Below are 13,321 nucleotides of genomic sequence, written 5' to 3'. Positions count from 1 at the left end.
CGCTATCCTGCGGGCTCCCTGCGGACAAGAGGCGATCGCGCCGGTCGTCAGGCCGCCAGGAGCGGCGGTCGGGGAGACGTGCGGGTCACCCCGTTGCCGAGGCTGTGCACGCCGCTGATCGGCAAGGCGGTATGGCAGAACGCGCACTCGGCCGACATGCGGCCGACGAACCAGTGGCTCTGCCCGCATCCCGGGCAATGGTTCGTCTCCGATAGCCGGTAGGCGACCCGGTACCCGGTCGCGCCGGGCACGAAACTGCTGCTCTGCCGCATGATCTTTCCCCTTTATCAACAGGGGAGAACGTCGCCGAGTCGTGCGCGGTTCCCGACGAGGCGTCAGGCGTGCTCGAGCAGGTCGTGCAGATCCAGGCCGAGCAGTGCGATGTTCTCGCGCACCCGCGGCCAGGTGGCTGCCAGGAAACGTTCGCGCTCGGCGAGCCGCAGCCGTTCGGCGGCACCAGGCAGCACGAACATGCCGACTCCGCGCCGCACCTCGACGTACCCGTCGTCCTGGAAGGTCTGATAGGCCTTGGCGACCGTCAGCGGGTTCGCCCCCTGCTCTGCGGCAAAGGCGCGGACCGAGGGGAGCTGGTCCCCCGCCCGATATTCGCCGCGCAGGATGGCGGCAGCCACGATCGCGCGGAGTTTCAGGTAGACGGGGCTGTCGTCGCTCTCGATCACTGCCATGCTGCCTTAATACAGCAACCGAGCAATGCGTCCACCCCTCAGCCGTCCCAGCGGGTGACCACCGCGGAGAGGTCCGGCCGCGGCCGCTCTTCCAGGGGCTTGCCTGCCGTGCCGATGAACACGAAGCCGACGACCCGTTCCGGATCGCTGCCGAACGCGTCGCGGACCGTCGGCGACATGCTCGGCCAGCCCGTGATCCAGCTCGCGACGAAGCCCATGGCATGGGCGGCGTGCAGCAGGTTCATGGCAGCGGCGCCGGCCGACATCTGCTGCTCCCAAAGCGGGATGTGGCTGTCCGGGCGGGGCGAGGACAGTACCACCACCAAGGCCGGGGCCGGCACGCCGAAGCTCGCCATCGCATCCAGCTCCAGCCGGCCGGCATCGGGCTTTTCCGTGCGATAGGCATCGGCCAGCATCGTGTTGAACGCCGCGCGCCGATCGTCCGGCACCACGACGAAGCGCCAGGGCGCTAGCTTGCCATGGTCCGGCGTGCGCGCGGCAAGCGCGAGCATCGCGTCGATCTGCTCGGGCGTGGGGCCGGGAGCGACCATCTCGCGCGGCTTGCCCGAGCGGCGCGTGGCGAGCAGCGAGAGCGGCGTGGTGCGGTCGTTGAAGATCATGCAGCGGACCTAGCGGCATGGCGCGCAGGCAACAACTGCTTGGCACGCCGCGATTCTCCGCTAGTCTCGCGCGCCATGCACGCCAGGCGCCCGGGAAACCGGGGCGCCGCCATGGCTTCAAAGGGGAATCTAGTGGCTGTCATTCCGGCAATCGCCGTTGCCTTTCTGTTGGTACTGCTCGTCGGTGGCGCGTCCATCGCGATGAGCAGCAAGCCCGAGTTCGCAGGCCATCCCAAGGGCCTGTACGTCCTGTTCTTCGCCGAGATGTGGGAGCGCTTCTCCTACTACGGCATGCGCGCGCTGTTGGTGTTCTACCTCACCAAGCACTGGCTGTTCAGCGACGGCGAGGCCAATCTGATCTACGGCGCCTACAACAGCCTGGTGTACGTCACCCCGGTGCTGGGCGGCTATCTCGCCGACCGATATCTCGGCCAGCGCAAGGCCGTGCTGTTCGGCGCGATCCTGCTGACGATCGGCCACACGATGATGGGCTTCGAAGGCGACGGCGGCGGCAACAGCGGCGCCGCCATCAACGTCTTCTGGCTGGCGCTCGCCTTCATCATCGTCGGCACCGGCTTCCTCAAGGCGAACATCTCGGTGATCGTCGGCCAGCTCTATCCGCGCACCGACGTGCGCCGCGACGGCGCCTACACGATCTTCTACATCGGCATCAACACCGGCGCGACGCTGGGCACGATCCTGGCCGGCTGGCTGGGTGAGACCTATGGCTGGAGCTACGGCTTCGGCGCCGCCGGTGTCGGCATGCTGCTGGGCCTGATCGTCTTCGTCGGGTTCAAGCCGCTGCTGCTGGGCCATGGCGAGTCCCCCGATCCTGCGGCCCTGGCCCGCAAGGTCGGCGGCATCCGCTTCGAGCATCTGCTCTATGGCCTCGGCCTCGCCTCGATTGCCGTCGCCTGGGCGCTGATCCAGTACCGCGACGTGATCGAGGTACTGCTCGCCGTCAGCGGCTTCGCGCTGCTGGGCTATGTTCTGTTCCAGTCGTTCCGCGTGGACCGCGAGGCACGGCACCGGCTGTGGGTGATCCTGTTCCTGATCGCGCTCAACCCGGTGTTCTGGGGCCTGTTCGAGCAGGCGGGCGGTTCGCTCAACCTCTACACCGACCGCTATGTCGATCGCGGTGGCGTGCCGGCATCGATCTTCCAGTCGATCAACCCCCTCTACATCGTGCTGCTGGGGCCGATCTTCGCCTGGCTGTGGGTGTGGCTGGGCAAGCGCGGGCTCGAACCCTCGACCCCCGCCAAGTTCGGCCTGGCGCTGCTCCAGGTGGGCTTTGCCTTCCTGGTGTTCGTCTGGGGTGCCAACTCGGTCGGCCCGGGTGTCGCGACGCCGGTGCTGTTCGTGTTCCTGGTCTATCTGTTCCAGACCTCGGGCGAGCTCTGCCTGTCGCCGGTCGGCCTGTCGGCCATGAACCGGCTTTCCCCCAAGACGCTGGCCAGCCTGATCATGGGCGCCTGGTTCTACATGACGGCGGTCGGCCAGTTCGTCGCGGGCAAGATCGGCGAGGCGACCGGGGGCGAAGGCGGCGTGATGACCAAGGAAGGCACGCTCGCCGTCTACGACACCATCGGCTGGTGGACGATCGGCATCGGCGTGGCCGTTCTGCTGGTGTCGCCTTTCGTAAAGCGGCTGATGCACCTCGAGACGCTGGAGGACGATGTCGACCATGCGCTCGCCGGCGAGCAGGAGATCGGCGAGCCCAAGGCAGCCGGCTTCAACACCAGCAACGAAACCCGCTGAGCGGCCACCGGGGCGCTTCCGGCAAGCGCTCCGGCGTCCCGTCAGGGGCTTCCACATGATCGACAGCCGGATCGACGTTACAATTCGCGACAAGAAAACAGTGGACGAAGCCGCCATACGCGGCTCTTGTCGCGCCCATGTCGATCCGGCGTCTTTCCGTTCTCCTCGCCGCTCCCGCCGTCCTGTCCGCCTGCGCGATGGGGCCGGATTACCGGCCCGCTTCCTCCGCGGAGCTCGGCGTCCCCGATCGCTACTCCGTCGCAGCGGACCAGAACCGGCGTGAGGATCTCGCGCGCTGGTGGGAACGCTTCAACGACCCCTTGCTGGGCCAACTCGTAGCGGAAACGGCGACCACCAACCTCGACGTGGCCCAGGCAGTCATCCGCCTGCGGCAGGCACGCGAATCCCTGCTGCAGTCCCGCGCCAGCCTCCTGCCCAGCCTGTCGGGATCTGCCGGCTATTCGCGCAACTTCAACGTGCGCGGCGGAAATGCCGCAGTCACGCTTCCCGACGGCACCGTCACCAACATCAGCCGCGGTACCGGCGGCAGCTTCACGCTGGGCGCGGACGCCAGCTATCAGGCCGACCTGTTCGGCGGAGTCGGCCGCACGATCGAGGCCAGCCGCGCGAGCGAAGAGGCGAGCCGCTTCGACTATGCGACGGTGCTAATCGCCCAACAGGCCGAGATCGCCCGCAACTACGTCACCGCCCGGCTTGCCCAGGCACAGCTTGCCAACGCCCGCAGTTCGCTGGCGCTTCAGGACGACAATCTGGAGATCGCCGGCTTCCGCGTACAGGCAGGACTCGTCTCCTCGCTCGACGAGGAGACCGCGCGGGCCCAGCGGGCGCAGACCGCGGCCACCATCCCCACGATCGAGGCGAACTACAACTCGGCGGTCTCCCGTCTTGCCGTGCTGACGGGCCGCGCGCCCGGCGCGCTCAAGGAGGCGATGGCGGCCACGCGCCCGATCCCGATCGCCGCGACGCCGATCGGCGTGGGCATCCCCGCCGACACGCTCCGGCAGCGTCCCGACGTGCTGGCAGCGGAGCGCAGCCTGGCGGCCGCGACGGCGCAGATCGGCGTGGCGCGGGCACAGCTCTACCCCGCGCTCGCGATCAGCGGCAGCATCGATACCAACGCCACCAGCCTCAGCGACCTTACCGACGTGATCAGCGGCGGCCTGTTCGCGGGGCTCACCCAGACGATCTTCAACGGCGGACGGCTGCGGTCGCAGGTCCGTTCGCAGGAAGCGGCGGCCGAAGGCGCGCTGCTCACCTATCGCTCGGCGGTACTGACGGCGCTGGAGGACGTGGAGAACGCCATCGTCGCGCTCGACGCAGCGCAGCGCCGCGCCCGGGAACTCGCGGTGGCGTTGGACGCGTCGCGCAACAGCGCGATCCTCTCGCGCAGCCAATATCGTGCGGGCCTGACCGACTTCACGACCTTGAACCAGGCCGAAGCCTCGCTGCTTTCGGCGAGCAACGGCCTCGTCCAGGCGCAGGCCGACCAAGCGAGCGCGCTTGTCCAGCTCTTCACCGCGCTGGGGGGTGGCTGGGAAGCCGCCGCCATCCCGAGCGGCGACACCCGCGACACTCCCCGCATCACCGGCAGCTTCCCGGCCGTCGCCCCGCCCGAACAGACCCCGCAGGATCGCTGATGGCCGACCCCACCTCCACCGAACTCAACGACTTCCTGGGCGCCAAGCCGGTGCCCCGCTGGCGGCAGCGACTGAAGTGGGTCGTCGTCGCGGTCGTCCTGCTGCTGCTGATCTTCGCACTGTCGCGCTGCTTCCGCGGTGCAGACGGCGTGTCCTATGCGACCGAGCCGGTGAACCGGGGCGCGTTGACCGTGACCGTCTCCGCCACCGGCAAGCTCGCCCCCACCAACCAGGTGGAGGTCGGTTCCGAACTCTCGGGCCTGATCACGGAGGTGGCGGTGGACGTCAACGACCGCGTGACGGCGGGCCAGCCGCTCGCCCTGATCGACCCCGAACGGCTCGACGACTCGATCCGGCAGAGCCAGGCGGCACTGAACGCCCGGCTGGCGGACGTGGCCACGGCCAAGGCGACCCAGCAGGAGTCGCGGGCGCAGCTGGCCCGGTTGGAAGAGGTAAGCCGCCTCTCGGGCGGACGGGTTCCGGCAAAGACGGAGCTGGAAACGGCACGTGCCGCCGCGGCCCGTGCCGTCGCCGCCGTGCGTGCGGCGGAGGCCAATGTCGTCTCCGCTCGCGCGCAGCTCAACTCGAACCAGACCGAGCGCACCCGCGCCGTCATCCGCTCGCCCGTGAACGGCGTGGTACTCGCCCGCCAGATCGAGCCGGGGCAGACGGTCGCCTCGTCGTTCAACACCCCCACCCTGTTCGTGATCGCCGAGGACCTCTCGTCGATGAAACTCGAGGTCGCGATCGACGAGGCGGACGTGGGCCAGGTGAAGGAGGGCCAGCGCGCGGACTTCACCGTCGACGCCTTCCCGGGCGCCACCTTCCCGGCGCGCATCACCCGGGTCGACCTGGGTTCGAACCTGACGGCCAGCTCGACCTCATCCTCCTCCACCACGACGACCAGCACCACCGGCCAGGTCGTGTCCTATGCGGCGACGCTGAGTGTCGAGAACCCGGAGCTGCGGCTGCGCCCCGGCATGACCGCGACGGCCGAGATCGTCACGGTCGAGCGCCCTCAGGTGCTGCTGGTGCCGAACGCCGCGCTCCGCTTCACGCCGGCAGCCGATACCGCCGCGGCGGGCAGCGGCGGCGGCAGCGGTGGCATCACCGGCGCGCTCCTGCCGGGACCGCGGCGGCGCAGCAGCGGTGCGGAAAAGAGCGCGACGCGTCCCAAGAGCGGCCAGCAGACTGTCTACATCCTGGGCGAGGACGGAAAGCCGCAGCCGGTGCAGATCTCCACGGGCAACACCAACGGCCAGGTTACCGAAGTGGTGGGCGGCGGCCTGCGACCGGGCATGAAGGTCATCACCGGCCAGCTGGCGGCCGGGCAGACCGCGCCGGCAGGCGGCGGCCAGTCGCGCGCGCAGCGCGGGTCCGGCGGCGGGGGAGGCCAGCGTGGCCAGTGACGCCGCCGCGCCGATCATTCGCCTGCGCAACATCACCAAGGTCTATGGTGAGGGGGCGACCCAGTTCCAGGCGCTGAAGGGCGTCGACCTGGACATCGCCGCCGGCGACTTCGTGGCGGTGATGGGGCCTTCCGGCTCGGGCAAATCGACGACCATGAACATCCTCGGCTGCCTCGACGTCCCCTCGAGTGGAACGTTCGAGTTCCGCGGGCATCATGTCGAGACCCTCGGGAACGACGAGCGGGCGCTGTTGCGGCGTCGCTATTTCGGCTTCGTGTTCCAGGGGTTCAACCTGCTCGCCCGCACCAGCGCGCTGGAGAACGTCGAGCTGCCCTTGCTCTACCGTGGCGACGCCAAGGCCCAGCGCCGCGAGGCGGCGATGGCGGCGCTGGCCAAGGTCGGGCTCGAGCAATGGTGGGACCACACCCCGGCCGAGCTTTCGGGCGGCCAGCAGCAGCGCGTCGCCATCGCCCGGGCGATCGTGACGCAGCCCGACGTGCTGCTTGCCGACGAGCCGACCGGCAATCTCGATTCCGAACGATCCGTCGAGATCATGAAGCTGCTCAGCGAGCTGAACGCACAGAGCGGCATCACCGTCCTGATGGTCACGCACGAACCGGACATGGCCGCGTTCGCACGCACCGTCATCCACTTCAAGGACGGGCTGGTTGAGCGCGTCGACCATAATCATCACCAGGGCGAGACGGTCGACTGATGCTGGGTACCACCATCCTGCTCGCGGTCCGATCGATCCTGCGGCACAAGCTGCGCTCGTTTCTGACGACGCTGGGCATCATCATCGGCGTCGCTGCGGTCGTCACCATGGTGACGCTAGGCAAGGCGACTACCTCGGCCGTGCAGTCCCAGATCGCGGCACTCGGCACCAACATCCTTCAGATCCGGCCGGGCCAGGGCTTCGGACGCGGCGGCGGCGGCCCCCGCCCGCCCGACTTCAAGGAATCGGACGTCGAGGCGATCCGCGAGCAGGTCGCGGGCGTCAATGCGGTTGCGCCCCAGGCGCAGTCGACCGCCACGGCGATCTACAACGGTGCCAACTGGTCGACCACGATCAACGGCACCACCAACGACTATTTCCGTGTGCAGCCCTGGCCGCTTACCTCCGGCCGGACCTTCCAGCCGGCCGAGGAACAGGCGGGCAAGGCGGTCTGCATCATCGGCAACACGGTCCGGCAGAACCTGTTCCGGGGCGGCGAAGCGGTGGGCCACCGATTCCGCATCGGCAATGTGTCGTGCGACGTGATCGGAACGCTTTCGACGCGGGGCCAGGCAGGCTTTGGCGGCGACCAGGACGACGTGGTCATCATGCCGATCAAGACGGTGCAGCGCCGCTTCACCGGCAGCCGCGACATCCGGCTGCTGCTGGTGGGCGTCGATGCCGCCTATGAAAGCAGCACGGTGCAGGCGTCGATCAGCGACCTGCTGCGCGAGCGCCGGAACATCAGCGGCGGCAAGGAGGATGACTTCAACATCTTCGACACCGCGCAGATTTCAGCGACGCTCACCGGCACGACCACGCTCCTCACCGGCATCGTCACTGCCGTCGCCGCGATCAGCCTGGTGGTGGGCGGGATCGGCATCATGAACATCATGCTGGTCTCGGTGACGGAGCGCACGCGGGAGATCGGTATCCGCCTGGCGATCGGTGCGGTCGCGCGCGAGGTGCTGATGCAGTTCCTGGTGGAAGCGATCGCGCTGTCCTGCCTGGGGGGTGTCGTCGGGCTGGTGATCGCGCAGCTGGCGGTGCTCGCCCTCGCCCCGGTGATGCAGGTCCCCTATTTGTTCGAACCGCAGATCAACCTCATCGCCTTTGCGATCGCAGCGCTGATCGGCGTGGTGTTCGGCTATTTCCCGGCGCGAAGGGCCGCAGGGCTCAATCCGATCGACGCGCTCCGGCACGAATGATCGTCTTGACCTCATAGGCGGCGCGCAACGCCGCCAGGTCCTCGGGCGTGTCGATGTCGATCAACTCGTCCGCGCGCGTGATCACATGGTGGCCGCCACGCACCAGGGCGCGCGCGCCCTCGTCCCCGCAGCAACGCAGCAGATCGGGGAAATGATCGGCCCCGAACAGCGCCGGGGGCGTCGGGTGAACGCCGTTGCTCGACGCGATCACGGCATCCGGCCCCTCCGCATAGTCAAGGAGCCGATAGATGTGCGTGGCAGTCACCCGCGGCATGTCGGCGAGCGCGATCAGCACCGCGGACGCTCCCCGGTCGATCGCCGCCTGCACGCCCAGCCGGAGCGATCCGGCCTGGCCGTCCTCGGCGTTCGGGTTCTCGACCACGGTGTAGCCACGCGATGCGAAGTCCAGGCTGGTCTGGCAGACCACCGCGATCCGGGAGCGAAACGGCACCGCCTCCAGCGCCGTCACCACATGATAGGCGAGCGGCTGGTCCAGGAAGGGCTCGGAGAGCTTGTCCACGTCGCCGAACCGGCGCGAGCGGCCGGCGGCGAGCAAGACCAACGCGGTGTCTTCAGCGCGGAGCATGGAAGGCCTGGATCATCGCCGCGGCGATCGACAGCGCGATCTCCGCAGGCCCGATCGCACCGATCGAGAGCCCGACCGGGCCGTCGATCCGCGCCAGTGCATCGGCGGACACGCCGGCCGCGGCCAGCCGCTCCAGCCGCGCGGCATGGCTGCGCTTCGATCCCAGCGCACCGACATAGGCCGCGGGGCTCGCAAGCGCGGCGATCAGCGCGGGATCGTCGATCTTGATGTCATGGCTGAGCGTGACCACCGCGGTGGCCGGATCGGGGCGCAGCGCTTCGATCGCCTCGTCGGGCCAGCGATCGTCGAGCACCACCCCGGGGAAGCGCTCTTCGGTAAGAAAGCGCGCGCGCGGATCGATCACCACCGTCGCGATCCCCAGCGTCGTGGCAAGCGCCGCGAGCGACTGGGCGATCTGCACCGCCCCGACGATCAGCAGCCGCCGCGGCGGATCATAGCGGTTGCGGAAGACTTCGGCCGAGCCTTCGTCGCGGAGCGTGCTGTGGCCCGTCTCCAGATCCGTCTCGACCGTCAGCGCCTGGCCGTCGGCCCGCGCCTCGGCGATGCGATCGAACAGCTCGGGATCGAAGCCCGTGGCAGAGACGGGCTGGACGATCACCTCGATCTCGCCGCCGCAGGGCAGCCCGACTTCCCAGGCCGCGGCATCGGCGACGCCGTAGCGCTTGCGCTGAAACGGCGCGCCCGCGATCACCTCGGCGGCGGTCGCGAGGATGTCGCTCTCCACGCAACCGCCCGACACCGAGCCTTCGAACCGCCCATCGGCGTGGACCAGCATATGGCTCCCGCGCGGGCGCGGCGCCGAGCCCCAGGTCGAGATCACCGTAGCGATGGCGAGCGGCTCGCCCTGCCAGGCGCGCGCGGCGGAAAGGACACTGTCGTTATCGGCCATCGGCACCCGCTCGCAGATCCGCAGCCCCGCAGCAACCGTCCCGGCTCATACGGCCGGCAGTCCGGGCAGCAGCTTGTCGAGCGTCAGCGGGTAATCGCGGATCCGGACGCCGGTCGCGTTGTAGATGGCGTTGGCGACGGCCGCGCCCGCCCCCGAGATGCCGAGCTCGCCCAACCCCTTCGACTGGAGCGGGTTGGCGAACTGGTCGCGCTCGGGAAGGAAATGCACCTCGATGTGCGGGATGTCGGCATTCACCGGCACGTGATATTCGGCAAGGTCGTGGTTCACGACCCGTCCCGAGCGCGGATCGTGCACCACTTCTTCCGTCAGCGCCGCGCCGATGCCGAACACGATGCCGCCGATGCACTGCGATCGCGCGGTCTTTTCGTTGAGGATCCGCCCGGCGGCAAAGGTTGAGACGAAGCGCTTCACGCGCACCTCGCCGGTGACGGCGTTCACCCGCACCTCGCAGAAGTGCGCGCCATAGGAGGCCTGGCGCCGCTCCTCCTCCAGCTTGCCCGGCTTGATGGTGCCCTCGGCAGAGAGCCCCTCGCCCACCAGCGAGGAAAGCGGAACGCTGCGGTTCTGCGCGATCGCGCGCCCGTCCTTGAGCGTGAGTTCCTCCTCTGTGCAGCCCATGGCCGCGGCGATCTTGGCGCGGAGCGCCTCGCACGCGAGATAGACGGACGATCCGCTGCTGCTGGCGCCCCAGGATCCGCCCGAACCCGCACCCGGCGGCGTATCGGTGTCCCCCAGCCGCACGTCGATCCACTCGGGCCTGAGCCCCAGCAGCTCGCCGGTGATCTGCGCGAGGATGGTGTAGGTGCCGGTGCCGATGTCGGTCATGTCGGTTTCGACCGTGGCGCGGCCGTCCGCGCCGATCGAGACCCGCGCCTGCGACTCCTGCAACTGGTTGGAACGCGCGGACGCGGCCATGCCGTGGCCGACCAGCCATTCGCCCTCGCGCCGAGCGCCCGGTGTCGGATCGCGATCCTTCCAGCCGAACGCCGCGGCACCCTCGTCCAGGCAGCGCGTCAGCTGGCGGGTGGAGAAGGGAACGCCCTTCAGCGGATCCTGCTCGGGATCGTTGATCTTGCGCAGCTCGACCGGGTCCATGCCCAGCTTCTCCGCAAGCTCGTCCATCGCGGCTTCGAGCGCGAGCATCCCCGCCGCTTCGCCTGGCGCGCGCATCGAGCCCGACAGCAGCCAATCCATCGGCAACAGATCGTGGGTGATGCGGCGGTTTTCACCGGCGTAGAGGAAGTGGGTCGAGACACCCGCCGGCTCGAAATACTCCTCGCCCTCGATGTTGCTCGACACGGTCTCGTGCACGATCGTCGTCAGTCGACCGTCCGCTCCTGCGCCGAGCCGTATCCGCTGGTGCGTGTTGGAGCGGCGGACGGTGGCGTCGAACACCTGCTGGCGGCTCATCACCGTCTTCACCGGCCGCCCGAGCTTGCGCGCCGCAAGCGCCGCTGCGACCACCTCGGGGGCGATGCCGAGCTTCGAGCCGAAGCCGCCGCCCACATAGGCCGAGATGATCCGCACCTTGTTCGGCTTCATGCCCAAGGCGCGCGCAAGCTGCTGCTTGTCCGAGGCGGGCATCTGGTAGGAGCCATAGACCGTCAGCGCATCCCCTTCCCATACCGCCGTCGAGGCATGCGGCTCCATCGCGGCGCTGTTCTGGCTGGGCGTGGTCCAGACGGCATCGAGCACCACCGGTGCCTCGGCCAGTGCCTTGTCCGGGTCGCCGGTCGCGACATGCGGCTCGGTCGATCCGCCCTTGGGCTTGTGGGCTTCCTCCAGGCGCGCGTCGAACTCGAACAGCCCCGGCTTGTCCTCCAAGGCCACGTGCACGCGGGCGGCGGCATCTCGCGCCTGTTCGAAGGTTTCCGCGACGACGATCGCGACCACCTGTCCGAAGTAGTGGATCTCCTCGACGCCCTGCGTCGGCGCCTTGTTGGAGCCGCCCTGCTGTGGATTGCGGATGAAGGTGTCGAGATCGACCACCACATCGAGCACCCCCGGCATCGCCAGCGCCGCGGCCGTGTCGATGCCGGTAACGCGGGCACGTCCGGCTTTCGCCTGCACCAAATAACCGTACGCCAGGTCCGGGAGTGCATATTCCGCCGAATAGGTCGCCCGTCCGGCGACTTTCAGGGGCCCGTCGATGCGGTCGAGCGGCCGGCCGATCAGTCCCTGCGTGCCGACATCGAGCAGGCTGGCGGGGACGGGCACGTCCATCTTGAGCGTGGTGCTGTCGCTCATGCGGTGAGCTCCTTGAGGGTCGTGATCAGGACGCGGCGCGCGAGCGGGATCTTGAAATCGTTGTGACCATAGCCGCGGGCGTCGCGCAGCAGCGTGTCGGCCGCGCTCGCAAACAGCGCGTCGGAAGGCGCCTGGCCCACCAGCACTTCCTCGACAGCGCCGTCCCGCCACGGCATGTGCGCGAGTCCGCCAAAGGCGAGCTTGGCGGAGGCGATGCGTCCGTCCTCGACCGCGATGGCCGCCGCCACCGATACCAGCGCAAAGGCATAGGAAGCGCGGTCGCGTACCTTGCGATAGAGCTGCTGCCCCGGCGGCGGGGCCGGCAGTTCGATATGGGTGATGAGTTCGCCGGGACGCAGCACGTTCTCGATGTGCGGCGTGTCGCCCGGCAGGCGGTAGAAGTCGCCGATCGGCAGGCGGCGGCGATCGCCGTCCGGCAACTGGGTCGCGACCGTCGCGTCCAGCAAGCGCATCGCAACCGCCATGTCCGAAGGATGCGTCGCGATGCACGCCTCGGACGCACCCAGCACGGCATGGATGCGGTTGAAGCCGTCGCGCGCCGCACAGCCGCTGCCCGGCGTCCGCTTGTTGCAGGCGTCGCCCGTCTCGTAGAAATAATAGCATCGCGTCCGCTGGAGCAGATTGCCTCCGGTCGACGCCTTGTTGCGCAACTGCCCGGATGCCCCAGCCAGCAGCGCCCGCGACAGCGCCTCGTACCGCTGTCGTACCAGCGGGTGGGCGGCGAGATCGGCGTTGGGCACGAGCGCACCGATGCGCAGGCCGCCGTCCTCCGTCTCCTCCACCTGGCTGAGGTCGAGGCGGCTGATGTCGACGATCTGCTCGGGCGTCTCCACCTGCAGCTTCATCAGATCGAGCAGGTTGGTGCCGCCCGCGATGAACTTCGCACCATCGACCGCACCTGCGCGTGCCGCGTCCTCGGGCGTGGTCGCCCGCGCATATTGGAACGGCTTCATTCCGCCGCCTCCGCCAGCCGCTGGCCCTCGGCGGCCTCACGGATCGCCTCGACGATGTTGGGATAGGCCGAGCAGCGGCACAGATTGCCGCTCATCCGCTCCTGGATCTCCGCGTCGGTGAACTCCACCGAATCGAGGTCGGCGGTGACATGGCTCGGCCAGCCCTTTGCCACCTCGTCCAGCATGCCCGTCGCCGAGCAGATCTGGCCCGGCGTGCAATAGCCGCACTGGAAGCCATCATGCTTCACGAACGCCGCCTGCATCGGGTTCAAGGCGCCGGGGGCACCCAGCCCCTCGATCGTCGTGATCTCGTCGTCCTGGTGCATCACCGCCAGGGTCAGGCAGCTGTTGATGCGGCGGCCGTTCACCAGCATCGTGCACGCGCCGCACTGGCCGTGGTCGCAGCCCTTCTTGCTGCCGGTCAGCCCCAGATGCTCGCGCGCAAGGTCGAGCAGCGAGGTGCGCACGTCCACCTCCGCCGTATAGGTCTGGCCGTTGATCCTGAACTGCATCGGGCGCTCCTCCCTGG

The 13,321-nt window shown here is 68.8% G+C and carries 13 protein-coding genes; 5 read left to right on the top strand and 8 right to left on the bottom strand.

The genetic code is table 11. From position 1 onward, the window contains the following. Positions 1-47: 47 nt before the first annotated feature. From VPH46_RS02855 to VPH46_RS02845, 3 genes are all read right to left on the bottom strand, one after another. Entirely contained in the window at positions 48-272 is a 225-nt protein-coding gene (locus VPH46_RS02855; RefSeq protein ID WP_125959132.1) for a hypothetical protein, read from the bottom strand. Between the two features lie 63 nt (positions 273-335). Next, complete coding sequence (locus VPH46_RS02850; RefSeq protein WP_125959133.1) at positions 336-686, bottom strand: GntR family transcriptional regulator; 351 nt, start codon at positions 684-686, stop codon at positions 336-338. A 38-nt stretch (positions 687-724) separates the two neighbouring features. Further along, on the bottom strand, positions 725-1,306 hold the full coding sequence (locus VPH46_RS02845; protein ID WP_416608725.1) for a nitroreductase: 582 nt from the start codon (positions 1,304-1,306) through the stop codon (positions 725-727). Between the two features lie 111 nt (positions 1,307-1,417). On the opposite strand from VPH46_RS02845, the gene VPH46_RS02840 reads away from it, so the two are divergent. From VPH46_RS02840 to VPH46_RS02820, 5 genes are all read left to right on the top strand, one after another. Beyond that, entirely contained in the window at positions 1,418-3,064 is a 1,647-nt protein-coding gene (locus tag VPH46_RS02840; protein WP_416608723.1) for a peptide MFS transporter, read from the top strand. A 137-nt stretch (positions 3,065-3,201) separates the two neighbouring features. Further along, positions 3,202-4,722 (top strand): efflux transporter outer membrane subunit, encoded by a 1,521-nt coding sequence (locus VPH46_RS02835; RefSeq protein WP_416608721.1) that lies wholly within the window; start codon positions 3,202-3,204, stop codon positions 4,720-4,722. Then, positions 4,722-6,131 carry an efflux RND transporter periplasmic adaptor subunit gene (locus tag VPH46_RS02830; protein ID WP_416608719.1) on the top strand — a complete coding sequence of 470 codons (1,410 nt, stop codon included), beginning with the start codon at positions 4,722-4,724 and terminating at the stop codon, positions 6,129-6,131. Before VPH46_RS02835 ends, VPH46_RS02830 begins: the two co-directional genes overlap by 1 nt. Then, the gene (locus VPH46_RS02825; RefSeq protein WP_317893626.1) at positions 6,121-6,846 is read left to right on the top strand and encodes an ABC transporter ATP-binding protein; all 726 of its coding nucleotides are present in this window, start codon (positions 6,121-6,123) and stop codon (positions 6,844-6,846) included. The genes VPH46_RS02830 and VPH46_RS02825 overlap by 11 nt, the downstream gene beginning before the upstream one ends. Continuing rightward, a complete protein-coding gene (locus tag VPH46_RS02820; protein WP_416608717.1) occupies positions 6,846-8,054 on the top strand; it encodes an ABC transporter permease in 1,209 nt (402 codons plus the stop codon). Before VPH46_RS02825 ends, VPH46_RS02820 begins: the two co-directional genes overlap by 1 nt. Here the strand turns inward: VPH46_RS02820 and VPH46_RS02815 are convergent. From VPH46_RS02815 to VPH46_RS02795, 5 genes are read right to left on the bottom strand one after another with little or no spacing between them, the layout of a single operon-like run. Next, a complete protein-coding gene (locus VPH46_RS02815; RefSeq protein WP_416608715.1) occupies positions 8,023-8,640 on the bottom strand; it encodes a nucleotidyltransferase family protein in 618 nt (205 codons plus the stop codon). The two genes, VPH46_RS02820 and VPH46_RS02815, sit on opposite strands and share 32 nt — an antisense overlap. Next, positions 8,627-9,550: an XdhC family protein gene (locus VPH46_RS02810; protein WP_416608713.1), complete on the bottom strand. Its 924-nt coding sequence runs from the start codon at positions 9,548-9,550 to the stop codon at positions 8,627-8,629. Before VPH46_RS02810 ends, VPH46_RS02815 begins: the two co-directional genes overlap by 14 nt. Before the next feature lie 45 nt (positions 9,551-9,595). Then, positions 9,596-11,818: a molybdopterin cofactor-binding domain-containing protein gene (locus tag VPH46_RS02805; protein ID WP_416608711.1), complete on the bottom strand. Its 2,223-nt coding sequence runs from the start codon at positions 11,816-11,818 to the stop codon at positions 9,596-9,598. Beyond that, the gene (locus tag VPH46_RS02800; protein WP_416608709.1) at positions 11,815-12,792 is read right to left on the bottom strand and encodes an FAD binding domain-containing protein; all 978 of its coding nucleotides are present in this window, start codon (positions 12,790-12,792) and stop codon (positions 11,815-11,817) included. The genes VPH46_RS02805 and VPH46_RS02800 overlap by 4 nt, the downstream gene beginning before the upstream one ends. Continuing rightward, positions 12,789-13,304, bottom strand: a complete 516-nt coding sequence (locus tag VPH46_RS02795; RefSeq protein WP_239435057.1) for a 2Fe-2S iron-sulfur cluster-binding protein — start codon at positions 13,302-13,304, stop codon at positions 12,789-12,791. Before VPH46_RS02795 ends, VPH46_RS02800 begins: the two co-directional genes overlap by 4 nt. Positions 13,305-13,321 lie beyond the last annotated feature (17 nt).

The sequence above is a fragment of the Sphingomonas sp. MJ1 (PH-R8) genome (assembly GCF_048058635.1).
GTDB lineage: Bacteria > Pseudomonadota > Alphaproteobacteria > Sphingomonadales > Sphingomonadaceae > Sphingomonas.
Note: the sequence above shows the minus strand (reverse complement) of the source record. Positions and strands in the feature narration are given on the sequence as shown.

What these genes read in the sequence shown, in the direction of transcription:
- VPH46_RS02820 (WP_416608717.1), top strand. Translation starts at nt 6,846, where the DNA reads ATGCTGGGTACCACCATCCTGCTCGCGGTCCGATCGATCCTGCGGCAC.
- VPH46_RS02845 (WP_416608725.1), bottom strand. Translation starts at nt 1,306, where the DNA reads ATGATCTTCAACGACCGCACCACGCCGCTCTCGCTGCTCGCCACGCGC.
- VPH46_RS02810 (WP_416608713.1), bottom strand. Translation starts at nt 9,550, where the DNA reads ATGGCCGATAACGACAGTGTCCTTTCCGCCGCGCGCGCCTGGCAGGGC.
- VPH46_RS02850 (WP_125959133.1), bottom strand. Translation starts at nt 686, where the DNA reads ATGGCAGTGATCGAGAGCGACGACAGCCCCGTCTACCTGAAACTCCGC.
- VPH46_RS02855 (WP_125959132.1), bottom strand. Translation starts at nt 272, where the DNA reads ATGCGGCAGAGCAGCAGTTTCGTGCCCGGCGCGACCGGGTACCGGGTC.
- VPH46_RS02805 (WP_416608711.1), bottom strand. Translation starts at nt 11,818, where the DNA reads ATGAGCGACAGCACCACGCTCAAGATGGACGTGCCCGTCCCCGCCAGC.
- VPH46_RS02815 (WP_416608715.1), bottom strand. Translation starts at nt 8,640, where the DNA reads ATGCTCCGCGCTGAAGACACCGCGTTGGTCTTGCTCGCCGCCGGCCGC.
- VPH46_RS02795 (WP_239435057.1), bottom strand. Translation starts at nt 13,304, where the DNA reads ATGCAGTTCAGGATCAACGGCCAGACCTATACGGCGGAGGTGGACGTG.
- VPH46_RS02800 (WP_416608709.1), bottom strand. Translation starts at nt 12,792, where the DNA reads ATGAAGCCGTTCCAATATGCGCGGGCGACCACGCCCGAGGACGCGGCA.
- VPH46_RS02835 (WP_416608721.1), top strand. Translation starts at nt 3,202, where the DNA reads ATGTCGATCCGGCGTCTTTCCGTTCTCCTCGCCGCTCCCGCCGTCCTG.
- VPH46_RS02840 (WP_416608723.1), top strand. Translation starts at nt 1,418, where the DNA reads ATGGCTTCAAAGGGGAATCTAGTGGCTGTCATTCCGGCAATCGCCGTT.
- VPH46_RS02830 (WP_416608719.1), top strand. Translation starts at nt 4,722, where the DNA reads ATGGCCGACCCCACCTCCACCGAACTCAACGACTTCCTGGGCGCCAAG.